General features: G+C 33.9%; 26 protein-coding genes. 12 read left to right on the top strand and 14 right to left on the bottom strand.

Annotation, left to right across the window (positions count from 1 at the left end):
- Positions 1-11: 11 nt before the first annotated feature.
- The 7 genes from E5Z56_RS03630 to E5Z56_RS03600 all read left to right on the top strand — a co-directional run bounded on the left by E5Z56_RS03630 (position 12) and on the right by E5Z56_RS03600 (position 7587).
- A complete protein-coding gene (locus tag E5Z56_RS03630; RefSeq protein WP_138156570.1) occupies positions 12-809 on the top strand; it encodes a carbon-nitrogen hydrolase family protein in 798 nt (265 codons plus the stop codon).
- 165 nt (positions 810-974) lie between these two features.
- Positions 975-1256 (top strand): LlsX family protein, encoded by a 282-nt coding sequence (locus E5Z56_RS03625; RefSeq protein WP_138156569.1) that lies wholly within the window; start codon positions 975-977, stop codon positions 1254-1256.
- A gap of 219 nt (positions 1257-1475) precedes the next feature.
- The gene (locus E5Z56_RS03620; protein ID WP_138156568.1) at positions 1476-2222 is read left to right on the top strand and encodes a class I SAM-dependent methyltransferase; all 747 of its coding nucleotides are present in this window, start codon (positions 1476-1478) and stop codon (positions 2220-2222) included.
- 12 nt (positions 2223-2234) lie between these two features.
- Positions 2235-2786, top strand: coding sequence for a DapH/DapD/GlmU-related protein (locus tag E5Z56_RS03615; RefSeq protein WP_138156567.1), 552 nt, complete (start codon positions 2235-2237; stop codon positions 2784-2786).
- A 16-nt stretch (positions 2787-2802) separates the two neighbouring features.
- Entirely contained in the window at positions 2803-3297 is a 495-nt protein-coding gene (locus E5Z56_RS03610) for a GNAT family N-acetyltransferase (RefSeq protein WP_138156566.1), read from the top strand.
- A 175-nt stretch (positions 3298-3472) separates the two neighbouring features.
- Complete coding sequence (ilvD, locus tag E5Z56_RS03605) at positions 3473-5128, top strand: dihydroxy-acid dehydratase (RefSeq protein WP_138156565.1); 1656 nt, start codon at positions 3473-3475, stop codon at positions 5126-5128.
- 992 nt (positions 5129-6120) lie between these two features.
- The gene (locus E5Z56_RS03600) at positions 6121-7587 is read left to right on the top strand and encodes a YdcF family protein (RefSeq protein WP_138156564.1); all 1467 of its coding nucleotides are present in this window, start codon (positions 6121-6123) and stop codon (positions 7585-7587) included.
- A gap of 139 nt (positions 7588-7726) precedes the next feature.
- Here the strand turns inward: E5Z56_RS03600 and E5Z56_RS03595 are convergent, their stop codons facing one another.
- From E5Z56_RS03595 to trmL, 5 genes are all read right to left on the bottom strand, one after another.
- A complete protein-coding gene (locus tag E5Z56_RS03595; protein WP_138156563.1) occupies positions 7727-8461 on the bottom strand; it encodes an Ig-like domain-containing protein in 735 nt (244 codons plus the stop codon).
- A gap of 151 nt (positions 8462-8612) precedes the next feature.
- A complete protein-coding gene (gpmI, locus tag E5Z56_RS03590; RefSeq protein WP_138156562.1) occupies positions 8613-10124 on the bottom strand; it encodes a 2,3-bisphosphoglycerate-independent phosphoglycerate mutase in 1512 nt (503 codons plus the stop codon).
- A gap of 30 nt (positions 10125-10154) precedes the next feature.
- Positions 10155-10922 carry a triose-phosphate isomerase gene (tpiA, locus tag E5Z56_RS03585; RefSeq protein WP_138156561.1) on the bottom strand — a complete coding sequence of 256 codons (768 nt, stop codon included), beginning with the start codon at positions 10920-10922 and terminating at the stop codon, positions 10155-10157.
- Between the two features lie 81 nt (positions 10923-11003).
- Positions 11004-12212, bottom strand: a complete 1209-nt coding sequence (locus E5Z56_RS03580; RefSeq protein ID WP_138156560.1) for a phosphoglycerate kinase — start codon at positions 12210-12212, stop codon at positions 11004-11006.
- 200 nt (positions 12213-12412) lie between these two features.
- Complete coding sequence (gene trmL, locus E5Z56_RS03575; protein ID WP_022504884.1) at positions 12413-12913, bottom strand: tRNA (uridine(34)/cytosine(34)/5-carboxymethylaminomethyluridine(34)-2'-O)-methyltransferase TrmL; 501 nt, start codon at positions 12911-12913, stop codon at positions 12413-12415.
- 123 nt (positions 12914-13036) lie between these two features.
- On the opposite strand from trmL, the gene E5Z56_RS03570 reads away from it, so the two are divergent.
- The gene (locus E5Z56_RS03570) at positions 13037-13219 is read left to right on the top strand and encodes a hypothetical protein (RefSeq protein WP_022504883.1); all 183 of its coding nucleotides are present in this window, start codon (positions 13037-13039) and stop codon (positions 13217-13219) included.
- Positions 13220-13260: 41 nt separating this feature from the next.
- On the opposite strand, the gene E5Z56_RS03565 is transcribed toward E5Z56_RS03570, so the two are convergent.
- From E5Z56_RS03565 to E5Z56_RS03530, 8 genes are all read right to left on the bottom strand, one after another.
- The gene (locus tag E5Z56_RS03565) at positions 13261-14559 is read right to left on the bottom strand and encodes an ABC transporter permease (RefSeq protein ID WP_138156559.1); all 1299 of its coding nucleotides are present in this window, start codon (positions 14557-14559) and stop codon (positions 13261-13263) included.
- Positions 14556-14984, bottom strand: coding sequence for a hypothetical protein (locus E5Z56_RS03560; RefSeq protein WP_138156558.1), 429 nt, complete (start codon positions 14982-14984; stop codon positions 14556-14558). The genes E5Z56_RS03565 and E5Z56_RS03560 overlap by 4 nt, the downstream gene beginning before the upstream one ends.
- A 2-nt stretch (positions 14985-14986) precedes the next feature.
- Positions 14987-15820, bottom strand: coding sequence for a carbohydrate ABC transporter permease (locus E5Z56_RS03555; RefSeq protein ID WP_138156557.1), 834 nt, complete (start codon positions 15818-15820; stop codon positions 14987-14989).
- Positions 15821-15827: 7 nt separating this feature from the next.
- On the bottom strand, positions 15828-16679 hold the full coding sequence (locus tag E5Z56_RS03550) for a carbohydrate ABC transporter permease (RefSeq protein WP_138156556.1): 852 nt from the start codon (positions 16677-16679) through the stop codon (positions 15828-15830).
- Positions 16680-16687: 8 nt separating this feature from the next.
- The gene (locus tag E5Z56_RS03545; protein WP_175405363.1) at positions 16688-18268 is read right to left on the bottom strand and encodes an ABC transporter substrate-binding protein; all 1581 of its coding nucleotides are present in this window, start codon (positions 18266-18268) and stop codon (positions 16688-16690) included.
- Positions 18269-18476: 208 nt separating this feature from the next.
- The gene (locus tag E5Z56_RS03540; protein WP_138156554.1) at positions 18477-19901 is read right to left on the bottom strand and encodes a peptidoglycan DD-metalloendopeptidase family protein; all 1425 of its coding nucleotides are present in this window, start codon (positions 19899-19901) and stop codon (positions 18477-18479) included.
- Positions 19902-20071: 170 nt separating this feature from the next.
- Positions 20072-20524: an S-ribosylhomocysteine lyase gene (locus tag E5Z56_RS03535; RefSeq protein WP_138156553.1), complete on the bottom strand. Its 453-nt coding sequence runs from the start codon at positions 20522-20524 to the stop codon at positions 20072-20074.
- Positions 20525-20536: 12 nt separating this feature from the next.
- Entirely contained in the window at positions 20537-21496 is a 960-nt protein-coding gene (locus E5Z56_RS03530) for a glycoside hydrolase family 25 protein (RefSeq protein ID WP_138156552.1), read from the bottom strand.
- A 147-nt stretch (positions 21497-21643) separates the two neighbouring features.
- On the opposite strand from E5Z56_RS03530, the gene E5Z56_RS03525 reads away from it, so the two are divergent.
- Positions 21644-22420, top strand: coding sequence for a nitrilase-related carbon-nitrogen hydrolase (locus tag E5Z56_RS03525; protein WP_138156551.1), 777 nt, complete (start codon positions 21644-21646; stop codon positions 22418-22420).
- Between the two features lie 40 nt (positions 22421-22460).
- On the opposite strand, the gene E5Z56_RS03520 is transcribed toward E5Z56_RS03525, so the two are convergent.
- Positions 22461-22877: a GNAT family N-acetyltransferase gene (locus E5Z56_RS03520; RefSeq protein ID WP_138156550.1), complete on the bottom strand. Its 417-nt coding sequence runs from the start codon at positions 22875-22877 to the stop codon at positions 22461-22463.
- 303 nt (positions 22878-23180) lie between these two features.
- Between E5Z56_RS03520 and trmB the strand changes: the two genes are divergently transcribed.
- From trmB to E5Z56_RS03505, 3 genes are read left to right on the top strand one after another with little or no spacing between them, the layout of a single operon-like run.
- Positions 23181-23831: a tRNA (guanosine(46)-N7)-methyltransferase TrmB gene (gene trmB, locus E5Z56_RS03515; RefSeq protein WP_138156549.1), complete on the top strand. Its 651-nt coding sequence runs from the start codon at positions 23181-23183 to the stop codon at positions 23829-23831.
- A gap of 12 nt (positions 23832-23843) precedes the next feature.
- Positions 23844-25247: an FG-GAP repeat protein gene (locus E5Z56_RS03510; protein ID WP_138156548.1), complete on the top strand. Its 1404-nt coding sequence runs from the start codon at positions 23844-23846 to the stop codon at positions 25245-25247.
- Between the two features lie 36 nt (positions 25248-25283).
- Complete coding sequence (locus tag E5Z56_RS03505; protein ID WP_022504870.1) at positions 25284-25985, top strand: response regulator transcription factor; 702 nt, start codon at positions 25284-25286, stop codon at positions 25983-25985.
- The last annotated feature ends 3 nt before the right edge of the window (positions 25986-25988 follow it).

Below are 25988 nucleotides of genomic sequence, written 5' to 3'. Positions count from 1 at the left end.
GGAAGATAGTTATGAAATTAGCTTTAGTGCAAATGAGCAACTCAGGAAGTGTTGAATTAAATTTAGAAAAAAGCCTTGATTCAATAGTTAAGGCAAAAAATAACGGTGCAGATTTAGTACTGTTTCCGGAAGTACAGTTGACAGAATTTTTTCCACAATACAAAGGGCAGAATGTTAGTAAATATGCAGTGAAGATTGACTCGAAAATTGTGAGAAAATTTACTGATATTTGTAGAGAAAATAACATTATGGCAGTGCCTAATTTGTATTTATTAGAGGATAACAAAACCTATGATGCAAGTATCTTTATTGATAATAAAGGCAAAATCAAAGGTGTTCAGAAGATGGTGCATATAGCACAAGCTGATAAATTTTTTGAACAAGATTATTACACACCCTCAAATGATGGTTTCAAAGTTTTTGAAACTGAATTTGGAAATATAGGAATTGTTGTATGCTTTGACAGACACTATCCCGAAAGTATCCGTACAGAAACTTTGCAAGGTGCTGATTTAATCTTGATTCCTACTGTAAATACTAAGGAAGAACCATTAGAAATGTTTAAGTGGGAACTTAGGGTACAAGCCTTTCACAATAGTGTCTGTATAGCTATGTGCAATCGTGTTGGTACTGAGGGAGAAATGAACTTTTCCGGTGAGTCTGTTGTAGTTGATGCAAGTGGTAATGTTGTTTCTGTTGCTGACGATAAAGAGCAAATTCTATATGTTGATATAGATATGAATGAGCCAAAGAAAATAAGAAATTCTAAACCTTATACTCAACTAAGAAGAACTGAATTTTATCTTTAAATTATGAGAACCTTTGAAAAATTAAAATATCTTAATTGCCGAAATTCAAAAATAATTATGCAACTATTGGTTGCAAACCTAATGAAACCGATAGTTCCTTGTATAAATAAACATTTTGATTTATAATGTAACCAAAGTTAATGCAACTTTATAAAGGAGAAAATAATGAAGAAAAGTGTAAAGAGAATTATAGCAGTTGCCATTGGTTTTGCTTTTGCTATGTTACTTATGAGTGTTTTTATATACATTGGTTACACCAAAGCATATGGTTTAGGTGTTGAAACTTTTAATGTAAATGTACTTGGTATTCCAATATATGACTTAACCAAAGTTGGTTCAAAATATGTTGGTGAGTCTAAGGGAATATATATGGGTTTATTATGTGGTATCTGTATGTTAGTTGCATTTGCAGTTGAAATAGTAATTGAAAAAGTAAAGAAAAAATAATTATAAAACCCTTTGAGAAAATGAAAATCTCAAAGGGTTTAGTTATATATTGATTTGTAAAAACTTTCGTTTCATAAACAGTAAACCTCTTGTTGATATTATAAAAAACATATTGTAAAATATAATTACTACAAGATTATATCATTTTTGATTAAGGTTTACAATTTTTTTCAGATGATAATGAGTAGTAAATGAAAATCAAAAATAAGGTGGTTTATAATGGAATGGAATTCATCATTATATGACAACAAACACGATTTTGTAGCTGAATACGGCAAGGGGCTTTTAGAGTTTGTACCCAAAAATAAAAGTCAATCTATACTTGATTTAGGTTGTGGTACAGGCACTCTTACATATCAATTAGCTGAACTATGCAACAAGGTTGTAGGTGTTGACAGTTCAGAAAATATGATAAATAAAGCAAAATGTCATTATCCTAATATTGATTTTATGGTGTGTGATGCACTTGATTTGCCTTTTGAAAATGAATTTGATGTTGTGTTTTCTAATGCAGTTTTTCATTGGATAAGTGACCATAATAAATTGGCTGAAAATATTTATAAAGTCTTAAGAAGTAAAGGATTGTTGGTGTGTGAATTTGGTGGAAGTGGTAATGTTGCCACAGTAGAAAAATCCTTTCAACAAGCATCAAAAGAATTTAACTGTCAGTACAAGCTAAAATTCAATTTCCCTACTGTAGAGGAATTTGGAAATGTTTTAAGTGAAAATGGTTTTGTAATTGATAATATTTATGACTTTGACAGACCTACTGTTTTGAAAGATAAAGAACAAGGTTTATCAAATTGGATGAAACAGTTTTATGCCGATGAGTTAGCAGAAATGCCAACAGAAGTTCAGAAAAAAGTTCTTGAAAGAACTTCATCCATAGCAAAAGAAAAGTTATGGAATGGTAAAGAATGGGTTGCCGATTATAGAAGATTAAGAGTAATAGCACATAAAAATTAATAGGAGAGAATTATGGATTGTAAAGAAGAAAGAGTTGATATGAGAAATCATACAGCAGAAGATATTAAGAAAATGCAAGAAACCAACAAGCTGGTTTTTCAACTTAACCACACTATGCCTATGAGTGAAGAATACAGTGACTTGCTACAGAAAATATTTGGTAATATAGGTGAAGGTAGCTTTGTTTCTGCACCTATACAAGGTACTTGTTTTGATGAAGTGAAAATCGGCAACAATGTTTTTGTAAATAGCAATTGCCTTTTTATGTCCAGAGGTGGAATTACTATTAAGGATAATGTTCAGATTGCATCTAATTGTCAATTGCTTTCTAACAATCACGATTTTTATGACAGACAAATTCTAACTTGTAAGCCTGTTGTAATTGAAGAAGGTGCATGGATTGGTGCAGGTGCAACAATTATGCCGGGTATCAGAGTTGGCAAAAATGCAATAGTAGGTGCTTGTTCTGTTGTAACTCATGATGTACCTGACTGTGCAGTAGTTGTTGGTAGTCCGGCAAAAGTGATAAAAACACTTGATAAAGATAAATTTAAGACTGAATAACAGAAGGTGTGTTTAAGTGGAAAATAACATTAGAAAAGCAGTAGTAGAGGATTTACCTTACATAAAGGAAATTTATAATGATGCAGTTCGTACTTCAACTGCAACATTTGACATTACAGAAAAAGGTGATGACTTTTTCAGGACTATGTTTGATGAGCATAGTGGCAAAAGAATTTTTTATGTTTATGAAAAAGATAACAAAGCAGTTGCTTATGTTACACTTTCAAAATTCAGCCATAGAGATGCTTATGATACAACAGTAGAACTTTCTGTTTATGTTAATAAAGATTATAGACATCAGCATATTGCCACAGAATTAATGGAATTTGCCATTAACTTTGCAAAAGAATGTAATGACATATATACTATAGTTTCTCTTATTACAGATGAAAATAAGGAAAGTATCCATTTGCATAAGAAGTACGGATTTCAGTTTTGTGGCAAAATCAAAAAAGCCGGTGTAAAATTTAATCGTGACCTTAATGTGGATATTTATCAGCTTATATTTTAATAAAAATCTCATTTTGGAAAAAGAAGATAATTGAAATTATATTTATAATATGATAGAATACATATGTATAGTACCTATTGTTAGATAGAGTATGATTTTTGACTGTAGAAGCAAAATATTCATACAAAACTTTAGATGTACATAAAGATAAATTTTTATATAAAGAAGGTATATTATGCGTTCAGATTTAATTAAGAAAGGCCCTACAAGAGCACCTCACCGTTCTCTTTTAAAGGCTATGGGTATTACAGAAAGTGAAATGAAAAAGCCTTTCGTTGCAGTTGTTTCAGCTAAGAGTGACTATATTCCGGGTCATAAGCACTTAGATGATATTGCTGAAGAAGTAAAGGCTGGCATTCGTAATGCCGGTGGTGTTCCATTTGAATTTAACACAATCGGTGTTTGTGACGGTATTGCAATGAACCATAAGGGTATGAAGTATTCTCTATGCTCAAGAGAAATCATTGCTGACTCAATTGAAATTATGCTAACTGCTCATCCACTTGATGCAGTTGTATTTATCCCTAACTGTGACAAGATTGTTCCGGGTATGCTTATTGCTGCTTGTAGAATGAATCTACCATCAGTTTTCGTTAGTGGTGGTCCAATGCTACCGGGTGAAAAAGACGGTGTTAGATACGGTCTATCAGAAATGTTTGAGTATGTTGGTGCTTGTGCAAGTGGTAAGATTACAGAAAAAGAACTTGCCGAATATGAGGACAGTTGTTGTCCAACTTGTGGTTCTTGTTCAGGTATGTACACAGCCAACTCAATGAACTGCCTAACAGAAGCTATCGGTATGGGTCTTCCATTTAACGGTACAATCCCAGCTGTATATGCCGGTCGTAGAAGACTTGCTAAGACTGCCGGTGAAAGAGTTATGTACCTACTAGAAAATGATATTAGACCAAAGGATATTATCACAAAGAAGAGTTTTGAAAATGCTCTAACTTGTGAAATGGCTCTTGGTTGTTCTTCAAATACAGTTCTTCACCTACTAGCTATTGCTTATGAGGCTGATATTCCTGTAAACATTGAAGTAATTGATGAGATTTCTAAGAAAACTCCTCAGATTTGTAAGTTAAACCCAGCCGGTAAAATCTTCATTACTGACCTTAACGAAAAGGGTGGTATCCCAGCAGTTATGAAGGAACTTTCTAAGAAGGGTATCATCAACACAGATTGCCTAACTGTTATGGGTACTGTTGGTGACAGAATTGCAAATGCTAAGGATGCTGACGGTGAAATTATCCACACAGTAGATAATCCACTTCGTCAAGACGGTGGTATTGCTATCCTTAAGGGCAACCTTGCTCCTGAAGGTGCAGTTGTTAAACAGGGTGCAGTTGCTCCTGAAATGATGCAACACACAGGTCCTGCAAGAGTATTCAACAGTGAAGAAGAAGCAAATGACGCTATCCTAGCCGGTAAGATTGTTGCCGGTGATGTTGTTGTTATCCGTTACGAAGGTCCTAAGGGTGGTCCGGGTATGAGAGAAATGCTTTCTCCTACATCAGCTATTGCCGGTGCAGGTCTTGATAAAGAAGTTGCTCTTATTACTGACGGTCGTTTCTCAGGTGCTACAAGAGGTGCATCAATCGGTCATATTTGTCCTGAGGCTGCTGCCGGTGGACTTATCGGTCTTGTTGAAGAAGGCGACTCAATCACAGTTGATATTACAAACAGAACTTTAACTCTAAATGTTGCTGATGATGTTCTTGCTGAAAGAAAGAAGAACTTTAAGATGCCTGAAAAGGAACTTTCAGGTTACCTAAAGAGATATTCAAAGCTAGTTACTTCTGCATCTCAGGGTGCTGTTTTTGAAAAGTAATTTTAGTTTTGATTACCGATTTGTATTTTTAATCAGTATTTAACTTAATAAAATTATGACCACTTACAATTGTAAGTGGTCATTTTTATACTGAGCAATTTTATAAATTTGGGTTTTTCAATTTTGTCTGTTGGTAAAGGTGAGAATGATAAATTGGGGCTTGTGGGGATGTTTAAATACTAAAAAGTGCAAACTATGTCCTTGTATAAACTGTAAATTATGTGGTTGTATAATTCATAATACAACAATATTTTGTAGCATAAATAATACCGATTTTTATATCATATTATGGCTTACAGTCGTAGGGGCGAACAGTGTTCGCCCGTTAAAAAGTGTGATACCTATGGGATTATTGCCCTATTTACAAACTATAATTTCAAGATTTTTAAATAGGACAAAATACTGATAAATAGAAAAAATGTTACGGGACATCAATGATGTCCCCTACACCTGTAACTCATAATTCTTGTTACATTTAATAGTTAGAAATAAAGGAAAAATTCTGCTATGATGATATTTTAAACAAGTTTAAAATATCAACCACTCCTTCCGTCTTTGCATACGCAAAGCCACCTCCCTCAGCGAGGGAGGCAACAAGGTCTGTACAAATTCTTAATTATGTACAAACTTATAAATTTGTACATATTGTGTTTGGCTTTCTCAGACGAGGAAGCTGTCATTCGTGAATTGCAAAGCAATTCATCTTTTAAAGAATGACTGAAGGAGTGAAAAGCTATAAATAAGATGAATTAATCGATTACTATCTAATTAACCCACACTACATAAACATCCCCACAAACCCAAACTTGAAAAACTAATTTTTTGTAACGCACAGATAAAATTGAAAAAACTAATTTAATAAATTTAACTAAACAGACAAAATCAAAATAGAAAATATCTTTCCGATTTATTTACCCAAGTACAATTATTTTCCTTGTGTTTATTTATTATGAAATGTATAATGTAGATAGAATAGGTGAGGAGAGGTTTATATGCTGAAGAAAAAGATACTTCTACTGGTACTTTCAGCGTTAGTATTGATTGGTGGGTGTTTTTCCTACATTTTAGCAGTAGGTGACACTTATACATATAGTTTATGGGCTAATGACAGTGGCAAGATTCAAAATGTACAAGTCAATATTGATGATGAAAATGTATTAAAAGTAGACAAAATCCGAGATAAAGAAATTTTATTTAAGTCGGTTAATAAAGGTACAACAATGGTTACCGTTAATTATGACTTGATTAATAAGGGCGATAAAACCCCTATGACAGAAATGTTTGAAGAACATACAACCGGATTTGGTACAGTGATAAATAAAAGTCATTTTGATTTTAATGGTTACTTTGCCATAATAATTTCAGCCTTTATTTATTTGCTGATTGTATTTGCAATAGTTATTCAGTCTACTAAAGCATCATTTAAGGAAAATTGGTATAGCTATAAAAATATGGTTTATATAGGATTGATAATTTTTCTGATTTTATTGATGTTAATTTTCGGTGTGCAATGTGGAATTTACTTTAATACAAGCAGTAACTTTGGTTTGATGAACTTTATTTCTAATATAATGTCATCCGGTCAATATGTTATGTTCTCACTTGTACCATTATTAAGTATATTGTTCTTGCTTATTTCTGTTAGCAATGTGGTTCTAATATTTCGTGAAGGCAAAAGTGTTAAGAATATTTTAGGTGTAATCCTTGGTATTGTGTTTATTGTAGCTGCTTTTCTCAGTAGGTTAACTGATATTGTTTATAACAACTATTCATCAGAAAAAATGCTATATGCAACAACTTTACTTGGTGGTTTCATAAGCTATATGGTGGTTTACTTTGACTGTGTTTTCTTAGGTTCTTGTATTTGTTCACTTATGGCATCCTTTAGAAAGCCACATTACGATAGGGACTATATTATTATACTTGGTTGTGGCCTCAGAAAAGACGGTTCACTGTTACCTTTACTAAAGGGTAGAGTTGACAGTGCTATTAGCTTTGTAAAGAAACAGAAAGAATTAACAAAGAAGAATTGTGTCTTTGTGCCATCTGGTGGTCAAGGAAATGATGAAATTATTGCTGAGGGTGATGCAATGAAAAATTACCTACTTCAGCAAGGTGTTGACGAAAATGATATTATGGTTGAAAATAAATCAACCACAACTTTGGAGAATATGCAGTTCTCTAAAAAGCTAATTGATGAGAAAAATCCTAACGCTAAGGTGGCTTTCTCCACCACAAGATACCATCTTTTCCGTAGTGGTATGTATGCAACTACTGCCGGATTAAATGCCATTGGTGTTGGCAGTAAAACAAAATGGTACTTCTGGCCCAATGCATTCCTTAGAGAATTTGTTGGTGTGATTGTAGCTAAGATTAAGTATCATATAGTTACTGCCGGTATTCTATTCCTTATTAATGTGTTACTTGTGGGTGCAAGTGCGTTGATTAAATTTTTATAATATAACAGTTTCTAAGCCTCTATCTGTGATAGAGGCTTTTACTTTTCGGTTATTAACATTTTTATTGCTATATGTGGAAAAGTAAATAGGTATAAGAAAAGGCACTTCATTTGAAGTGCCTTTAAAACTTAATATGAAATTATCTTACAACAACTTTGCATTTTGCAGTTTTGTTACTACCATCGGTAGTTTTGCAATATACATAGCTTGTACCCTTTCTAACAGCTTTAACCTTGCCGTTAGAAATTTTTAGAACCTTTCTGTTAGAAACATACCACTTAACACTTTTGTTATCAGTTGTAGATGGGGAAACAGTAGCCTTAAATTTATAAGTCTTGTTTCTCTTTAGTGCTAGTGTATTTCTGTTTAGCTTAACAGAAGAAGCTAATCTCTTAGTTACAGTAGAAATATTTAACTTATTGTACTGACTGTTAGCACCGGTTCTACCATAGTTAGTGCCATCAGTAGCATCAAGACAAATTAGGTTAAGAGAAATTTTCATAGAACCATTGCCTGTAATCTTAAACTTCATAGAAATAAGGTTAGTTGTTTTCTTGAAGTCCATAGGTTTCATAATACAAACTGCATTAAAACGAATTTGTCTTGTAAGGTTGTGGTTTTCTACGAAAGAACCTTTCTTCATTTCTGAACTGTATGAAACACTCATTAACTTTAGTCCACCGGTGTAGTCAACATGAGCTTGAATATCTTCCATTAATTTTGGTGCTTTAATTCTGTATGTAACAGTTACAATCTGTCCTTTGCTTACTGCTTTACCGTTAAGTGTAGTAGCCTTTGCACTTGCAGGGAAACCAACAATAAACATAGTTGAAAGGATGATAACTGTTAGTATTGATGAAATAAACTTTTTCAAATCTTTCACCTCCTTATTCTCAATTATAAATGTTTAAAAGGATTATTGCAATGTTGCTATTGACTAAATTTATATTTAGTTTTTGGTGATAATAGATAAAAAAACACCCACCAAAATCGGTGGGTGTAGAAGTATTGAAAATATGGGTTAATTATTCAATAATTGATGTACCTGTCATTTCTTCAGGCTGAGGTAGACCAAGAATCTTTAACATTGTTGGAGCAATGTCAGCTAGCTTGCCACCTTCACGAAGAGTACAAGGATAATTAACAACACAGAATGGAACAGGGTTTGTTGTATGAGCAGTAAATGGAGAACCATCTTCTTCATACATCTTATCAGCATTACCATGGTCAGCAGTAATAAGAGCCACACCATCCATTTCCTTAATTGCGTCAACAACTTTACCTGCACAAGTATCAACTGCTTCTACTGCACTACAAGCAGCAGGGAAGATACCTGTATGACCAACCATATCACAGTTAGCAAAGTTAAGGATAATCATATCATACTTGCCACTCTTGATAGCGTCACAGCACTTGTCACATACTTCATATGCAGACATTTCAGGCTGTAGGTCATAAGTTGCAACCTTTGGTGACTTAACAAGAATTCTGTCTTCATTTTCGTACTGCTTTTCAACACCACCGTTAAAGAAGAATGTTACATGAGCGTACTTTTCTGTTTCAGCAATTCTTAGCTGAGTCATACCGTTGTTAGCTACATATTCGCCTAGTGTGTTTACAAGTGACTGAGGCTTAAATGCAACTTCTACATTAGGCATTGTTGCATCATACTGAGTCATACATACGAATGTTAGTGGGAAGAAACCGTTCTTTCTTTCAAAACCGTCAAAGTTTTCATCAACAAGTGTTCTTGTGATTTCTCTTGCTCTGTCAGGTCTGAAGTTAAAGAATACAACAGAGTCATTAGCCTTGATTGTATCGCCACCTTCAATAACTGTAGGTAGTACGAATTCATCAGTAGTGTCCTTGTCGTAAGAAGCCTGTACTGCGTTAGGAGCAGTATCAGCCTTTTCGCCTTCACCATATACCATTGCAGAATAAGCCTTTTCAACTCTATCCCAACGGTTATCTCTATCCATAGCGTAGTATCTACCCATAACAGTAGCAATTTTACCTACGCCAATCTTAGCCATTTCTTCTTCACATTCAACAACAAAGTCCTTAGCAGATGATGGAGGAACATCTCTACCGTCTAGGAATGCGTGAACATAAACCTTCTTAAGACCTGCCTTCTTAGCTAGTTCAAGTAGGCCGTATAGGTGAGTGTTGTGTGAGTGAACACCACCGTTAGATAGCAGACCCATTAGGTGTAGTGAAGAATCATTGTTCTTAGCATTTTCAATAGCCTTAGTTAGAGCTTCATTCTGGAAGAAATCATCGTCTTCAATAGACTTAGTGATTCTTGTTAGTTCCTGATATACAACTCTACCGGCACCAATGTTTGTATGACCAACTTCTGAGTTACCCATCTGACCATCAGGAAGACCAACATCCATACCTGATGCACCGATTTTTGTAATAGGGTTTTCACCAAAGATTTTGCCTAGGTTTGGAGTCTTAGCAGAAACAATAGCGTTACCTGCGTCAAGAGAAATACCGAAACCGTCTAAAATCATTAGGATTAATGGTTTTTTCATTATAATCAATTCCTTATATTTAAATCAAAATTACTTAGATGCAGCAGCAACGATTGGCTGGAACTTTTCAGCAACTAGAGAAGCACCACCGATTAGACCACCGTCAACATCAGTCTTTGAAAGTAGTTCTTCACAGTTACCTGCGTTCATAGAACCACCGTACTGAATTGTAACTGCGTCAGCAACTTCCTGACCATATAGCTTAGCAAGTGTTGCACGAATGAAAGCACAAACTTCTTCAGCCTGATCAGCAGTAGCAGTCTTGCCTGTACCGATAGCCCATACCGGTTCGTAAGCGATAACAGTCTTCTTAACATCTTCAGCAGAAACACCGAATAGGTCAAGCTTAATCTGTCTTGCAATAACTTCTTCAGTAATGTCACATTCTCTTTCCCATAGAAGTTCACCAACACATACGATTGGCTTTAGACCATGAGCTAGAGCAGCCTTTGTTCTCTTGTTAACAGTTTCATCTGTTTCGCCAAAGTACTGTCTTCTTTCGCTATGACCTAGAACAACATAAGGAACACCCATTTCAGCTAACATCTGAGCTGAGATTTCGCCTGTGAAAGCACCACTTTCTTCCCAGTGACAGTTTTCTGCACCGATCTGAATGTTTGTGCCTTCTGTAGCTTCTAGTGCAACTGTTAGGTCAACGAATGGTACACAAGCGATAACTTCACAGTCAGCATCTTTAACCATAGGAGCAAGTTCTGTTAGTAGAGCCTTAGCTTCTGATGGAGTTTTGTTCATTTTCCAGTTACCGGCAATAATTGCCTTTCTTTTACTCTTATCCATTATGAATAATTCCTTTCAAAATAAAATATTAAAAATATTTATGTAAGGGCAGACTGTTGTCTGCCCCTTTATAATCTAAAATTATTTGTCAGCGATTACATCAATACCAGGTAGAACCTTGCCTTCTAGATATTCTAGAGAAGCACCACCACCTGTTGAGATGTGGCTCATCTTGTCAGCAAAACCTAGCTGAATTACAGCAGCAGCTGAGTCGCCACCACCGATGATTGTTGTAGCGTCTGTTTCTGCAAGAGCCTTAGCAACTGCGATTGTACCCTTTGCAAGAGTTGGGTTTTCAAATACGCCCATAGGACCGTTCCATACAACTGTCTTAGCAGACTTAACAGCATCAGCAAATAGCTTCTGAGTTTCTGTACCGATGTCAAGACCTTCCTTATCAGCAGGAATTTCTGTAGCAGGAACAACCTTAACTTCGATTGGAGCATCAATTGGGTCAGGGAAACCGTCACCGATTGTTGTATCAACAGGAAGAAGAAGTTTCTTGCCTAGCTTTTCAGCCTTTTCCATCATTTCCTTACAGTAGTCAATCTTGCTATCGTCAACAAGAGAAAGACCAACTTCATAACCCTTAGCCTTTAGGAATGTGTAAGCCATACCACCACCGATGATAAGTGTGTCACACTTTTCTAGTAGGTTAGAGATAACATTTAGCTTATCAGCAACCTTTGCACCACCAAGGATAGCAACGAAAGGTCTTACTGGGTTTTCAACTGCGTTACCTAGGTAGTCGATTTCCTTCTGCATTAGGTAACCAACAGCAGTATCTTTAATGTGCTTTGTAACACCGGCAGTTGAGCAGTGAGCTCTGTGAGCTGAACCGAAAGCATCCATAACGAAACAATCAGCTAGTGAAGCTAGTTCTGTTGAGAATGGTTCTTCATTCTTTGTTTCTTCTTTTCTAAATCTTGTGTTCTGTAGTAGAACAACATCGCCGTCCTTCATATTTGCAACAGCGTTCTTTGCATTTTCGCCAACAACTTCGTCATCAGCAGCAAATACAACTTCCTTGCCTAGTAGTTCAGAAAGTCTAACAGCAACAGGTGCTAGAGAGAACTTTTCTTCAGGACCGTTCTTTGGCTTACCAAGGTGAGAGCAAAGGATAACCTTGCCACCGTCATTCATAATCTTTTTGATTGTTGGTAAAGCAGCTGTAATTCTGTTGTCGTTTGTGATAACGCCATCCTTTAGAGGTACGTTAAAGTCACAACGGCAAAGAACTTTTTTGCCAGCGTAATTTACATCATCAACTGTAACTTTGTTTAAACCCATATTTAAACATCCTTTCAAATAAATTACTTATTAAAATCTGTTCCCAGATATAGTTAATTATATAACAATTTTGTAATGGTTTCAATAGATATAATGATTTTATCCCTACTTTTTTCAGAAATTTTTAGATATTTTTTCGTTATTTTTGGGATAATAAAATTATGCTTAAGTTTATGTAAAATAAAAGAAAATTATATTTATTATTCCCAATGATGTCTGTGTAGCTGACCATGGGTGAGAAGTGCCGGATAGTCCCATTGTCTCAGCACTTCATAGGCAGCAATAGCAACTGAGTTGCTAAGGTTCAGACTTCTTGCATCTTTAACCATAGGAATACGAACACAACTTTCTTTGTGTTCCATTAGTAAATGTTCAGGCAGTCCTCTTGTTTCCTTGCCAAAAAGCAAGTAACAGTTGTCGGGATACTCTACTTCTGTATGTTTATACAGTGCTTTAGTGGTGTACATAAAGTACTTTGCACCTTTAGTTTTCTCTAAAAAATCATCAAGACTATCGTAGTAAGTTATATCCAGTAAATCCCAATAATCAAGACCTGCTCTCTTTACTGTTTTGTCTGTAATCTGAAAGCCAAGTGGCCTAACAAGATGTAGCCTTGCACCTGTTGCAGCACAAGTACGAGCAATGTTGCCTGTATTTTGTGGAATTTCCGGTTCAACCAGTACAATATTCAGTGTTGCCAAAATAATCACCTCTATTCTTAATTATATACTAAATTGAAAAATAGTACAACATTCCTAAATTGGTTTTCATTCACTTTTATATAATTTTGTCTTTAGGTAAAAATACTTTTAGGAGGTGATTAAATGAATAACGGTGGAATGATGAAAGGTATTTGTGTTGGTTTAATGTCCGGTATTGCAGTAGGTATGATTGGTGAAAAGATGATGGATAATACCAAAATCAAAAAGCCTATGAAAAAGAAAATGAACAAGGCTATTCACGCAATGGAAGAAATGGTTGATACAGCATCATATATGTTTAAATAAAAAAATCCCACAACTATTTTTACTTAGTTGTGGGATAAATTTTAGTCTTTTCTAATGAAATAATCTTTCAAACATTTTGCAATAAATAATGCAGTAATAAAGAAGATTATCTGTAAGAATGTAAAGCTACTGTCACTTACGAAAGCTACAATTAAAGAAATAATTGTGATTACAATAAATGATGTAGTGATAAGGTACATAGCACCTTTACTTTCTTTTCCTACTTGATTAAACAGGTAGTAGGTAAAGAAGAACAGTAGTAGGATAATCGGTAAGAAAATCACACCTAAAACCAATGTACCGTTATATAGATTTAAGAAGTATGGATTGCCACCCATTAATGTTGAAGTTTCTGTCTGTATAGTAGAGGACAATGTATTTAACATATGTGAAATGCTAAATAGATTTTCCTTATCAATATAGTTATATACAAGGTGGAAATCTTTTAAAGCTATGTAGCACAGTACAAAAATAGCTAAAGGTAAAATTAAGAAAATTATTAATCTAAGTATTAGTGATGGTAGGTTGTTTATTATGAATTTACCTAAATAATTTTCACTGTGTTTTTCTTTAATAAATCTATAAGTTGAACCTAGGTTGTTAAGCCATAATCTGATTAAATAAACTGATGTGATAACAGTTAAGATAAATGAAATAATTGCAGTAAAATCATTTACGGCTAAATTTTTTTCATCAAAGTTAACCTTTTGGAAATTATCAAAACCTAAGAAGTAAAATTGGCTTCTTGAGTTACTGCCATCAACACAACTTACTGCAGTTAACTTTTCTTTTTCATAGTTATCTGTGCTGGTGTAGTTAATGTAAACTCTCTCTTTGTTATCTTTGAAGAAGTCATTAATAGTACCTTTTTTGTCATCATAAACACCTGTGATACGGTATCTTTCATCATTCATTATAAAGGTTTTACCTATCTGTGACTTGCCCTCAGCAATTTTTTTACCGAAGGTTTTGCTAACTACAGCAGTTTTGCTTTTTCCTTTTTCCATAACATTTGTGATACCCTCATCGGTATAAGAAATGTTATTGTACTTTAGGTAGTTGTGATTTATCAGTACAGGTGTAATTTTTGTGTTATTTACAGTAGTTGTACTAAGTTCACTACAAAATGAAGTGTCCTTAAAGTCCTCATATTGTTTTACCAGTTTTTCATAATCCTTTATGGTAGCTTTGCTTTTGCCTTGAGAGGCAACATTTTGGATACTGATAACTGTGTTTTTGTTTTGACTTTTATAGTTGTTGATTACATATGTAAATGTTGAGATAGAAGTAAGTAACAGTAAAGCAACAACTATGAAAGGTATAATTCTTTTCTTTATCATAATACATCTGCCTTTACTAAAACTTGTTCTCCTACTTTTAGGTCTTTGTCACTGTCTACAATTGCCAAAAAGCCTTTTTCTTCTTTTGCTATTTCAGTATATAAACCGTTTTGGTTAAGTATGTCAATTTGCTTTTTAGCTACAATATAGTTGCCATCTGTGTTTTTGATAACATAATAAACTTCACCGTTATGTACTGAAGAAGTGGGTATTAATGTGTTACCACCTCTTGGGTCATAGTAGGCCATATCTTCTTCATTGTCAACTATATATCCTGTATTGGTTGTTGCAACTGTAACAGTAGGGTAAAGTAAGGCATCTATCTTATTTGACAAATAAGTTAACCCACCGATTACCAAAAAGAAAATTATTGCAAAAGCCACAATACCTTTTTGAAATTTTGTACGCATATTTTTCTTTTCCATAGTTATATCCTCGAAAATGAACTTCTAACATCTTTTTCACCTAAGAAATAGATGATTAAAGCCGGTATCATAAACATTACACCACAAGCAAAAATAATATTTACATCGGCAGTATCAACAGAAAGTGAAACTGATAGTGGGTACTTTGCTTTGTCTGTAAAGTAAATCAACGGTTGTTCAACAACACCCCATGTATCTACAAATGTCAGTAGTGCAAGGGATACTAAACCACCTCTTATCTGAGGTAGAATAATCTGGAAGAATATTCTAAGGTATGATGCACCGTCAACTCTTGCAGCTTCAATTGATGAGTCGGAAATGTACCTTACACTTTGTCGTAGTAAGCAAATACCAAAGGCTGAGAATGTACCCGGAAGAATAATGCTCATAACATTGTTAAGTAAATCTAACTTCTGATACATAAAGTAGCTAGGTACAAGTGTTACTTGAATAGGCAAGATAAGGAATATCATATATACAAAGAATAGCTTATCTCTACCTGGGAATTTCAGCTTACCGAAAGCAAAAGCAGCTAGGGAAGATACAATTAACTGACCTATAACTGTAGGTACTGTAATTAGTACTGAGTTCCAAAATTCCTTTAAGTAGTCACCGTTTCTAAAGAACACCTTGTAGAATTGTTCAAGTGAAAAATGTTCCGGTATCAGTTTAAAGGATGCATACTGACCGGTTGTAAAGTCAAGCATAGAGGAAACTTCTTTACTGGACATAAATGAACTTATAACCATAAACACAACCGGCATTAAGAAAATAAGTGTCAGCACAATTAGCAACAAATATTTTAATGATTTTTTTACTGTAAATTTCTTTTTCATTTTATCCTCATTCCAAATAATCTGACTTTCTCTCATACATAAAGAATGCTAACATAATACCAATGAAAATAATTGACATTACAATGGCTGATGAAGATAGCTGAGAGTAGTTAAAGTTGTTGTAGTTGTTGTTTATAAAGTTCTGTAGGAAGTAAACATTCTCATTTGGATATGTACCGAATAGTGAGAATGACTCTCTGAACATTCTAAATGAATTGATAACTGCCATTAAGAATACAAAGAATGTTGTTGGAGTGATAAGTGGTAAAGTAATTTTTACTGTTGTTTTAAAGCTACTTGCACCTTCAAGGTAAGCACTTTCGTGAACTGACTTTGGTAGGTTAGCAAGTCCTGCAGTAAAGAGGATTACACAGAAACCACAGTTTTTCCATATGTAAATCAGGATAATCATTACCATAGAAAATCCACTGCTAAAGAAATGAACTGTATCAAAACCAAGTGAATTTAGAATATTGTTGATTACACCATAATCGTTAAATAGCATCTGCCAAATATAAATTAGGGATGCTGCCGGAATTACAATAGGCATTAAATATGCACTTCTAAAGAAAGAAGTTATCTTTTCAAAACTATTTAAAAATTGAGCAATTAAGAAAGAAATAATCATAAGTAGTGGAATTGCTACAACTGTAAAAATCATAGTGTTCTTTAGTGCATAGAGAAATGCTTTGTTCTTGAAAATCGCTATGTAGTTATCAAGTCCTACAAAATGCCCACCGGACATTAAGCTGTTGTATATACACATTAAGTATGGAACTGCATAAAAAACCGTAATACCTATTAATGATGGCAACAGAAATAAATATGCCCATACAGTTTGTTTTTTCTCAAATTTCATAGTACACCTTATTCATATAAATAGATTTTTGTTTTACTGTTTAGGTTTGCAATAAAGTTGTCAATAGAGATTTTGTCTTGCAAATAATCATCAACCAATGAACCGATTACCTTGTCATTGTAGTAACCGTCTCTGATTTCATAGGTGTTGATACTGTTAATGTAGGATGCATACTTATCCATAAAACTTTGTTGTTCTTTCATTTCATCAAAGTCAGCACCACCATAAACAAAACTACTTATAGAATTATTTAGTGCATCTTTGTTAACTGTAACATTGTATGTATCACCATAGTTTGAATCAAAGGTAATGAATCTTTGCATTCTTTCACCTAAAGAGTATTTGATAAATTCAAAGGCTTTTTCTTTTTTGTTACTGTTGTTGTTTATCATAAATCCACAACTGATAGTAGCTCTTGACTGATTTTCTTTTTCTGTAATGCCACTGATAAAGGTTGTTTGGATTGAATTGCTTACCATATCGGTAAAGGAAGATTCTTCTTTTCCATATACAAAATCGTAAAATAGCTTTTCATTTTCTTTCTGACTTTTGCCATGGTCATAACCATAGGTTGAATAATATTCTTCAGCGTATTTTTGTAACTGTTCATCAGATATTTTGTCATAAGAAAATGTATCTGTACTTAAACTTGACATATGAGATAAGCTAAAGTTATATGGTGTGTAGATACCTGTTTCTTCATCAGTAGTACCCTTAGAAAGTAAACACTCACTTTTGCTTAGGTCTTTGGTGGTTTTAGTATCTGTAATAGATTTCTTTACTAATTTTTTAAGGGACTGAATAGTACTTTTGAATTTCTTACTTTCAAAATTAGTTGTGTAGTCCTCTTTGTTAATGTTGTCATTAATGTACTGCAAGATAATTTCTTTTGAACTTGAATAGCTATCTGTTAAGCTAAGGTTGTTGCTATTGTTAGCAAACTTCTTTAGCTTTTCGTTAATGTTGCTATAGGTTAGCCTTGTGTTGGTAGCAAGGTCATAGTCATTAAATAAAGCTGAATTTGAAATATAAATATCAGGTTCAATCAGCATAGGCATCATATATCTTTTGCCCTTAAAAACACCTGTATCCATAAGTGTTTTGTCATAATCATCAAGGTTGATTTTTCTTTCACTTTTATCATTCTTTAAAAGTGTGTTCATATCGGCAAAAGCACCTTGATTTATCAGCTTTGAGATTGGCAGTTCATTATCAAGAATAATAATATCAGGACCACTGCCTGCCATTATTTCTGTTGACATTTGTTGTATCATTCTGTCTCTTGAGGAGAACTTTACAACACTTACTGCATAGTCACCCATATTGTTAAGACTGCAATAGTTGTTGTACATATGTACCATATCAAGTAGGGGATAGTAGAATTTAGTGTCTTGGTCATAATGTAAATCTTTATTGTCAGGGTCAACATAGGTGTAGATGGTTACAACATTATTGTTCTTTGTTTGTTCTTCAACAAGGTTTGTTCCTTGAGTAATATATTCTCCATCATCGGAACAAGCAACTAACGAGAACAATATGCATATGAGAAGTACCATCGTCATTGCTTTTGAAAAAATGTTTTTCTTCATATTAAATATTCCCTTTCGCATAATTGAAACAATTATAACACTGATTGTGGATAAATTGTGTATAATTATTAATAAATTTTGAACAAAGATGCAATTTTGTAGGATGTTATGAAAATGGTTAATTGCTTTTGTGCAATAACACAAATAAAAAAGTCACCCCGTTTTACCAGAGTGACTTTTTTAGATATATAGAGTTTTTTACTTGTTATCAATATGAAACATAGTTTAGTGGGTTCTGTCTGTCTGAGCGTTCATCACCTGTTCTAACTTCAAAGTGTAGGTGATTACCTGTTGACTGACCTGTTGAACCGATAGCTGCAATTGTCTGTCCCTGTGTTACCTTTTGACCTTGGCTAACACTTACAGAAGAACAGTGACCATATAGTGTTTTGTAACCGTCACCATGATTGATAATAACATAGTTACCGTAACCACTGTCGTCATAACCTGCCCATTCTACTGTACCTGACTTTGATGCTACAACTGTTGCACCATAGCAGTTACCGTCAGCTATATCAAGACCTGTGTGGAACTCTCCACCTTCTCTGTAGCCGTAGCTTGATGAGATTGAATGTACTGATGGAGCAGGCCACATAAAGCCCTTGTTGCTTACATTTGCTTTTTTCTTTCCGTTACCCTTTACAATAACCTGGTCACTTGATTTCTTTACAGTTTTTACATTCATAATTGCTGCATCAATCTGTACACCGTCTAGGAAAGAAACCTTGTATGTTGTTTCTTGCTTACCGGTAACACCTTTTTTGATTACCTTTTTGTAAGAAGAATCTTTGCTTTTGTCATATTTAACTTTTGTTGAATATGGTAGATTTTCTGTTACTACTTGGTCAGCTTTAACTAGAACCTGTAGTAGTTCTTTCTTTTCAGCTTTCTTGATTAATGACTCTGTGTCCTCAACTGAGTTGCTGTTGAAAATACCACTTTCAACTTTAACTTCGTTGTAGAAGCTGATTTCTGTGTTATCTTTATATTTTTTCTTAGCTTTGTTAATGATTTCATCAAGCTTATTCTGTAAGTCTGTTGCTGAAGAACAAACACCGATTAGTTCATCATTTACATAAAGACCTGCTACATCATCTGTAACACTTGTATCTGTTTCTACCATTGCATTTGAAACTGTCTGTGCATTGCTGGAAGTTTCATTCTGATTTACAACACCGATTTGATATACAGGTGTGAAAGAAGCATCTGTGTCTTTATTTAATTTATCATTTGTAATTTCTTTTGCATGTTGGATTACACCTGAGTCTGAAACTGAAGCAACTGTTTGTCCGTCAAGTTGAACATTTAGACCGAAGTCAATCCAGTTTGTCCAGTAGCCAACTGTTAATACAAGTAAAATAATTGCTAAAGTAGGGGCTACCTTGTTATACATAAATTTCTTTCTTGAAAAACTCTTTCTTTTGTTTTTCTTAGAAGGTGTAATGAGCTTTACTATTCCTGAGAAGAATGTTGCCGGTACAACTACTATGTAGTAAAGCATAGATAAAATGTTGTCCATTCTCTTTGTTTTCTTCTCACTTGTTTTTACTGCTAATTGTTTACGAACTTTTTTACTTCCTTTTATTCGCTCAATTTTTTCATATCCGTTTACGCTAATAAACTTAGTACTCAAATAAAAAACTCCTCATTTGTAACGATTTTGTAACAAACAACAGTATTAATTATAACAAACTGTTACAATTTTGCAACAACTTTGATAGATGTTTGTAACTATATCAATACAATATAAGGAGTTGGGTATTATTTTTGTTTAGATTGCACCATAAAACTTGTCAAGTTATGTTAATAGTATAAGTTCTCTGTGGTTAAGTCCTTTATTACATTGTAATATTCTACTAGGGAATTATGTGCTTTTTCAGCATCATGTGCAAGGTAGTTGCCACATTCAATTTTGTCTGTACCGGGGATTTTACCCTGATGATTCATACAATCTTTCATTACTTCTTTAATGTAAGCAAGTGCATCTTCGTTGCTTGTATCTCTCATTAGTAGGTAGAAACCTGTGCAACAACCCATAGGTCCAAAGTAGATTACATTGTCCTTTAGTTTACCGTTTCTTGCATATGTTGCGAATAAATGTTCAATAGTGTGCATTGCATTAATGTCAAGAAATGGTGGAGTGTTTGGCTTAATAAATCTTAGGTCATATGTTGTAATATCACCGTCAATTCTTGAAATATATACTCCCGGTTCAAGTTTGTTGTGGTCAACAGAAAAAGATGTAATTCTCTCCATAATAATCTCCAATCAATATTTGTACATACAAACATTAAGGTCAACTGTACCCTCAATGCCGTTTATTGTGCCATCAGTAGAATATTGCCACATACCAAATTCATAGTAGTAATCAGGCAAATCTTCATATGATGCAAGCCATACTTCATAATTGTTAATTTTTGCAAGGTCATATTCGTAGTACAGTAAACTTCTGTTTGCATAGATAACAGGTGTGTAACCTGACTTTTCTATTTCACTGCAATATGCCTTTGCACAATTTGTCAATGTTTCTCTGTCCAGTTCATCAGTTCTGGCTTCTTCATTTTCGTAATGTTCCCAGTCATATGCCACAGGGTACTGAATGTTGTAGTCCTTAATCAGCTTTAGTGTGTAGTCTGCTTCTTCCTTGGCCTCTTTAGCTGTAATAGCTTGACTGTAGAAATACACACCAACCTTGATACCTGCACTTGTAGCACCTTCAATATTCTGCTTGAACTTTTCATCAGTATATAGGATACCCTTAGTGCCGTAACCTCTGCCACCACAACGAATCATAGCAAAGTCAACACCGGCTTTCTTAACCTTAGCCCAATCAATATCACCTTGAGCATAGCTAACATCAATGCCTACTGTTGAAATATTTTTGCCATCGTGTTTATATTCTATAAATCCGTTTTTGTTGGTGTAAAAGTTATTATCATCATAAGGATTTCTTGCCATTCCCGGAATTGCATTTATGTATACAGGGTCTTGTCCTGCCTCTGTACGAATAGCAATTTTCTCATTAGTACCAACTGAGTCTGTAGAAACTTGACTATGTGCTTTGCTGTTATCTTCTTGTTTAATAAAGAATTTCCAAGTGACAAAGCCACCACCTAGGAATAGACAAATAGCCAGTAGAATAGAAACAATAACAATTATTAAAGTCTTTTTTGACTTATTATTTTTCTTCTTTGTTTTTCTTTTCTTTTTAGTTTGTCCATGTTTCATAATATAACCATCCTTATTTAGAGAATATCACAAAAGTTTAATTGTGTAAATGGTAAATAGGTGAATATTCTTGGAAAAGTAAGAAATAAAATGTAGAATAATTGCATATACTAATATAATAGGTTATAATTTTCTTGAGGTGATATTATGAAAATTGCTCTCTTTCAAAGTGATATTGATTGGTGCAACAAGAAAGAAAATTATGTTGTAGCTAAGAAGAAAATCAGTGAGGCTTCTGGATTAGGTTGTGAAGTTATCTTCTTTCCTGAAATGAGCTTTACCGGTTTTACTATGAATATAAATGTCAGTAAAGAAAAAAATGATGAAACTATTGAATATATAAAGCCTCTTGCAAAGGAAAATAACATTGCAGTTGGTTTTGGTTATGTAAAAGATTTAGGCAGTAAGTGTGAAAACCACTATGCAGTAGTTGACAGTAGTGGTGAAGTTATCAGCGATTATGCTAAGATTCACCCATTTTCTGCCGGATATGAAAGTGAACATTTTGTTGGTGGCAGTGAGATTACAAAGTACAAAATCAACGGTATGAACTTTTCAACCTTTATTTGTTATGACCTTCGTTTTCCTGAAATTTTCCAAGCAGTTAGAAAGGACAGCGACATTATTGTTGTACCTGCTAATTGGCCAAGAAGTAGAAGTGTACACTGGAAAACTCTTTTAAAGGCAAGAGCAATTGAAACAGAATGTTATGTACTGGGGATAAATTGTGTTGGTGTACATGACGATACATATTATAGTGGTGACACAATGGCAATTAATCCTTTTGGTGAAGTTATTAAATGTGTCAGTAACATTCAAGATTTGTTAGTTGTAAATATTAACAATGATGTTGCTGAATATAGGGAAAAACTAAATACAAATAAAGACAGACGACCTGACTTGTATAAGAAATTTCTGTATTAAAATAGCACCATTACTCATTGAGTAGTGGTGCTGCTTATGTTTATAGATTTTTTGTCATAAATATGTGGGGGCAATATTCATCAAGATAAGGTTCACCTTGTTTTTCGTAACCTTGCTTTAGGTAAAAGCCTGAAACTCTTTCTTGTGCTGAAAGTGATAGGGAAGAACCACCATTTTCTTTAACAATTTTCTCAGCAAAGTTAAGCAACTCTCTGCCGATTCCCTTGCCTCTGTAACTTTTAATAACTGCAATTCTGCCAAAGTGATAACTCTTTAGTTCTTCATCATAAAAGATTCTGGCAGTACCAATAGGTTTTTCATTGTCATAACAAACTAAATGAATTGCAGTATTGTCAATATCGTCAAATTCATTTTTAAAGCCTTGTTCATCAACAAAAACCTCTTTGCGAATATCCTTTGCTTCTTTTGGTAATTTTTCGTAAGCCTTAATCTCCATTTTGTACCAATCATTTAAAATCTCTTTCTACTATTATAACAGAAATTACGACAAAATAAAACTTTTTCTTTTCTATTATATAAGGGGAATTTGTCGGAGAAATAAACCATATAAATAGTATATAATACCTTTGCTATTTTTTTGTAAATATTAATTGCAAACACCAATATAATCTGTTATAATGATGTAATGGTAACTACATATTGTTACCTTATTGTCAAATAAACTGACAAAAGTTATATTATAGTAAAAACTTTATTAATATTTTGAAACACTATATTACAAAAGGAAATTTTTATATTTATGAGAATAAGAAAGAAGAAGTGGGCAGCTCCGGAACTGGCAGAATGTCCTTTTTATACTAAAGAACCTGACCAATACAAAGGTAAATGGATGAGTTGGTTCAAGAAAGAACAGCCTATTCACCTTGAAGTTGGTTGTGGCAAAGGTACATTTGCCGGTACTATGGCAAAGAACCACCCTGATATTAACTATATTGCAGTTGATATTAAGGAAGATATGCTTGGTGTTGCAAGAAGAAATGTTGTAAAAATCTTTGGTGAACAGGAAGTAACTAATCTTGTACTTGTACAGAAAAACTGTGAGCAAATCGGTGACACTTTCTCCTCAGAAGATAACATTGAAAGAATGTACATTAACTTCTGTAACCCTTGGCCTAGAGAAAAACATAAGAAAAGAAGATTAACTTTCCCTAGAAAGTTAGTTCAGTATAGAGAGTTTCTACCTGATAATGGTGAAATTCACTTTAAAACCGATGATGATGAACTTTTTGAAGAAAGCATTGAGTACTTTAAGGAATGTAACTTTGAAATTACAGAGATTACATATGACCTACATAATAGTGATATTGATGGTGGTCCTATGACAGAACATGAAAAAATGTTTTCTGATGAAGGTATAAAGATTAAGTATTTGACTGCTGTTAAAAAGTAAGGAAGAATATATATGAAGAAAAAGACTAAATTCTTTCTTCTGCTAGGGCTGATTGCCTCAGTTGCAATGTCAAGTGGTTGTAGTTTCCCCGGGTTTACCTCAATGGACAGTATGATGCATCCACCTAAAGCAACAGGCACTAAGGCTGAGATTCAAGAAGTAATCGAAGAAAATGCAGGGGATAATTATGTTCTTGATTACCCAAAAAGTGGCAACAATCGCAGTGCAATTACTATGTATGACCTTGACGGTGATGAGATTGAGGAGGCAGTTGTTTTCTTAACTGTTAAACCCGACACCACCGATGCAACAACTCATATGTATGTGATTGATGAAACAGAAGATGAAAAGTGGAAGATTGTCAGTGACTTTACAAACAAGAACAATGATATTGATTGTCTGGAGTTTAGTGATTTAAACGGTGACGGTTTAACTGATATTATAGTTGGTTGGAATACATATACTGTAAATCAGAACAACCTTTACTGTTATATGAATGGCAAGAAAGAAATGAAAGAAATCAATACAGGAGAAACCTATACAAGTCTTGTAACAGGTAACTTTATTGATAATTCTAAAAGTGAGATTATGACAATGAGCCTTACCGCAACAGATATTCCTGCTAACGGTAAGCTTGTTACTATTGACAGTGACAACTCTGTTTCTTCAATGAGCGTTGATATGGATGCAGATGTTGGCAAATTTGTTTCTTGCAGTTTAGGTATGTTAAGTACAAAGGAAGTTGGAGTTTTTGTTGATGGTATAACTTCATCAAATGACTACAACACTCAGGTGCTTTTCTATAATCAAAAGACTAAAAGACTGGAAAATCCTATTTACAAAAAGGCAAACAGAGGCAGACTTTCAACACAGAGAAGTACAACAACTACTTGTGAAGATATAGATAATGACGGTATTATGGAAATACCTGTTGTTAAGAAATTACCTGTTCTTGAAAATTTGGGGAACAGTAATGTTTCTTACGAAACTTCTTGGTGTAATTACGACAACAACGGTAATTCTGCAAAAACAAAAAGTACAGTAATTATTAATGATAACTACGGTTATTCAATTAATATTCCTAATGAATGGATAAATAACTACACTGCTTACTTTAACAGTGACTCATCTGTACTTACTTTCCGTCAAGTAGTTACAGACAGAAAGACTAAGAAACAATCTTTAGGTAAAAATATGGTAACATATATTTCTACCTTAACTAAGGATTGGACTAATGTTGGTTCAAAACAAGGATATACAAAGATAGGGGATGTTGGTCAGTATTCTTACGGATACAAGATTGACAAGAACATCCCATATAAATTTACTAAAGAGAATGCTACAAATATTTTTGTACCTAAGGAAGATAGTGAGTCAATTGCTATTTCTCCAACAGAGGCATCTAACTTAAAGTAAAAGAATTTTTATATAAATTTTTCGGAGGTAAACACAATGAAAAAGATTTTAGTATGTGAAGACGAAGACGCAATTCGTGATTTTGTGGTTATTAACCTTACAAGAGCAGGTTATGAAGTAACAGAAGCTACTAACGGTGAAGAAGCACTTCAAAAGTATGATGAATTTAACGGTGACTTTGATGTTGCTATTCTTGATATTATGATGCCGGGTATTGACGGTTTACAGGTTTGTAAGGAACTTCGTAATATGAACAGTGGTATCGGTATTATTATGTTGTCAGCAAGAACTCAAGAAATGGATAAGGTAACAGGTCTGATGCTTGGTGCTGATGACTATATTACAAAGCCATTTTCACCATCAGAACTAACTGCAAGAGTTGACTCACTTTACAGAAGAGTTGTAATGTCTGAGGCTAACAGTGAAAACAACTTTAAGGAAGAACTAAAGAGTGGTATCTTTACTCTTAACTTAAGAAACCGTTCACTAACAAAGAACGGTACTATTATTGAACTTACTCAGGTTGAATTCCAAATTATGGAATACTTCTTTAGCAAACCTGGTACTGCCCTTGACAGAACAGATATTCTAAATCATGTTTGGGGTGAACAGTATGTTGGTGAAGAAAAGATTGTTGATGTTAACATTCGTAGGTTAAGAATGAAAGTAGAGGATGAACCATCAAACCCTAAGTACATTGTTACTGTTTGGGGTCTTGGTTACAAGTGGGACGCTTAAAAA

Origin of the sequence: Ruminococcus bovis, assembly GCF_005601135.1 — a bacterium.
GTDB lineage: Bacteria > Bacillota > Clostridia > Oscillospirales > Acutalibacteraceae > Ruminococcoides > Ruminococcoides bovis.
The sequence above is the reverse complement of the archived record's forward strand: the minus strand, read 5'-3'. Positions and strand labels throughout refer to the sequence as shown.

What these genes read in the sequence shown, in the direction of transcription:
- E5Z56_RS03630 (WP_138156570.1), top strand. Translation starts at nt 12, where the DNA reads ATGAAATTAGCTTTAGTGCAAATGAGCAACTCAGGAAGTGTTGAATTA.
- E5Z56_RS03625 (WP_138156569.1), top strand. Translation starts at nt 975, where the DNA reads ATGAAGAAAAGTGTAAAGAGAATTATAGCAGTTGCCATTGGTTTTGCT.
- E5Z56_RS03620 (WP_138156568.1), top strand. Translation starts at nt 1,476, where the DNA reads ATGGAATGGAATTCATCATTATATGACAACAAACACGATTTTGTAGCT.
- E5Z56_RS03615 (WP_138156567.1), top strand. Translation starts at nt 2,235, where the DNA reads ATGGATTGTAAAGAAGAAAGAGTTGATATGAGAAATCATACAGCAGAA.
- ilvD (WP_138156565.1), top strand. Translation starts at nt 3,473, where the DNA reads ATGCGTTCAGATTTAATTAAGAAAGGCCCTACAAGAGCACCTCACCGT.
- E5Z56_RS03600 (WP_138156564.1), top strand. Translation starts at nt 6,121, where the DNA reads ATGCTGAAGAAAAAGATACTTCTACTGGTACTTTCAGCGTTAGTATTG.
- gpmI (WP_138156562.1), bottom strand. Translation starts at nt 10,124, where the DNA reads ATGAAAAAACCATTAATCCTAATGATTTTAGACGGTTTCGGTATTTCT.
- tpiA (WP_138156561.1), bottom strand. Translation starts at nt 10,922, where the DNA reads ATGGATAAGAGTAAAAGAAAGGCAATTATTGCCGGTAACTGGAAAATG.
- E5Z56_RS03580 (WP_138156560.1), bottom strand. Translation starts at nt 12,212, where the DNA reads ATGGGTTTAAACAAAGTTACAGTTGATGATGTAAATTACGCTGGCAAA.
- E5Z56_RS03570 (WP_022504883.1), top strand. Translation starts at nt 13,037, where the DNA reads ATGAATAACGGTGGAATGATGAAAGGTATTTGTGTTGGTTTAATGTCC.
- E5Z56_RS03565 (WP_138156559.1), bottom strand. Translation starts at nt 14,559, where the DNA reads ATGATAAAGAAAAGAATTATACCTTTCATAGTTGTTGCTTTACTGTTA.
- E5Z56_RS03560 (WP_138156558.1), bottom strand. Translation starts at nt 14,984, where the DNA reads ATGGAAAAGAAAAATATGCGTACAAAATTTCAAAAAGGTATTGTGGCT.
- E5Z56_RS03555 (WP_138156557.1), bottom strand. Translation starts at nt 15,820, where the DNA reads ATGAAAAAGAAATTTACAGTAAAAAAATCATTAAAATATTTGTTGCTA.
- E5Z56_RS03550 (WP_138156556.1), bottom strand. Translation starts at nt 16,679, where the DNA reads ATGAAATTTGAGAAAAAACAAACTGTATGGGCATATTTATTTCTGTTG.
- E5Z56_RS03545 (WP_175405363.1), bottom strand. Translation starts at nt 18,268, where the DNA reads ATGAAGAAAAACATTTTTTCAAAAGCAATGACGATGGTACTTCTCATA.
- E5Z56_RS03535 (WP_138156553.1), bottom strand. Translation starts at nt 20,524, where the DNA reads ATGGAGAGAATTACATCTTTTTCTGTTGACCACAACAAACTTGAACCG.
- E5Z56_RS03530 (WP_138156552.1), bottom strand. Translation starts at nt 21,496, where the DNA reads ATGAAACATGGACAAACTAAAAAGAAAAGAAAAACAAAGAAGAAAAAT.
- E5Z56_RS03525 (WP_138156551.1), top strand. Translation starts at nt 21,644, where the DNA reads ATGAAAATTGCTCTCTTTCAAAGTGATATTGATTGGTGCAACAAGAAA.
- E5Z56_RS03520 (WP_138156550.1), bottom strand. Translation starts at nt 22,877, where the DNA reads ATGGAGATTAAGGCTTACGAAAAATTACCAAAAGAAGCAAAGGATATT.
- trmB (WP_138156549.1), top strand. Translation starts at nt 23,181, where the DNA reads ATGAGAATAAGAAAGAAGAAGTGGGCAGCTCCGGAACTGGCAGAATGT.
- E5Z56_RS03510 (WP_138156548.1), top strand. Translation starts at nt 23,844, where the DNA reads ATGAAGAAAAAGACTAAATTCTTTCTTCTGCTAGGGCTGATTGCCTCA.
- E5Z56_RS03505 (WP_022504870.1), top strand. Translation starts at nt 25,284, where the DNA reads ATGAAAAAGATTTTAGTATGTGAAGACGAAGACGCAATTCGTGATTTT.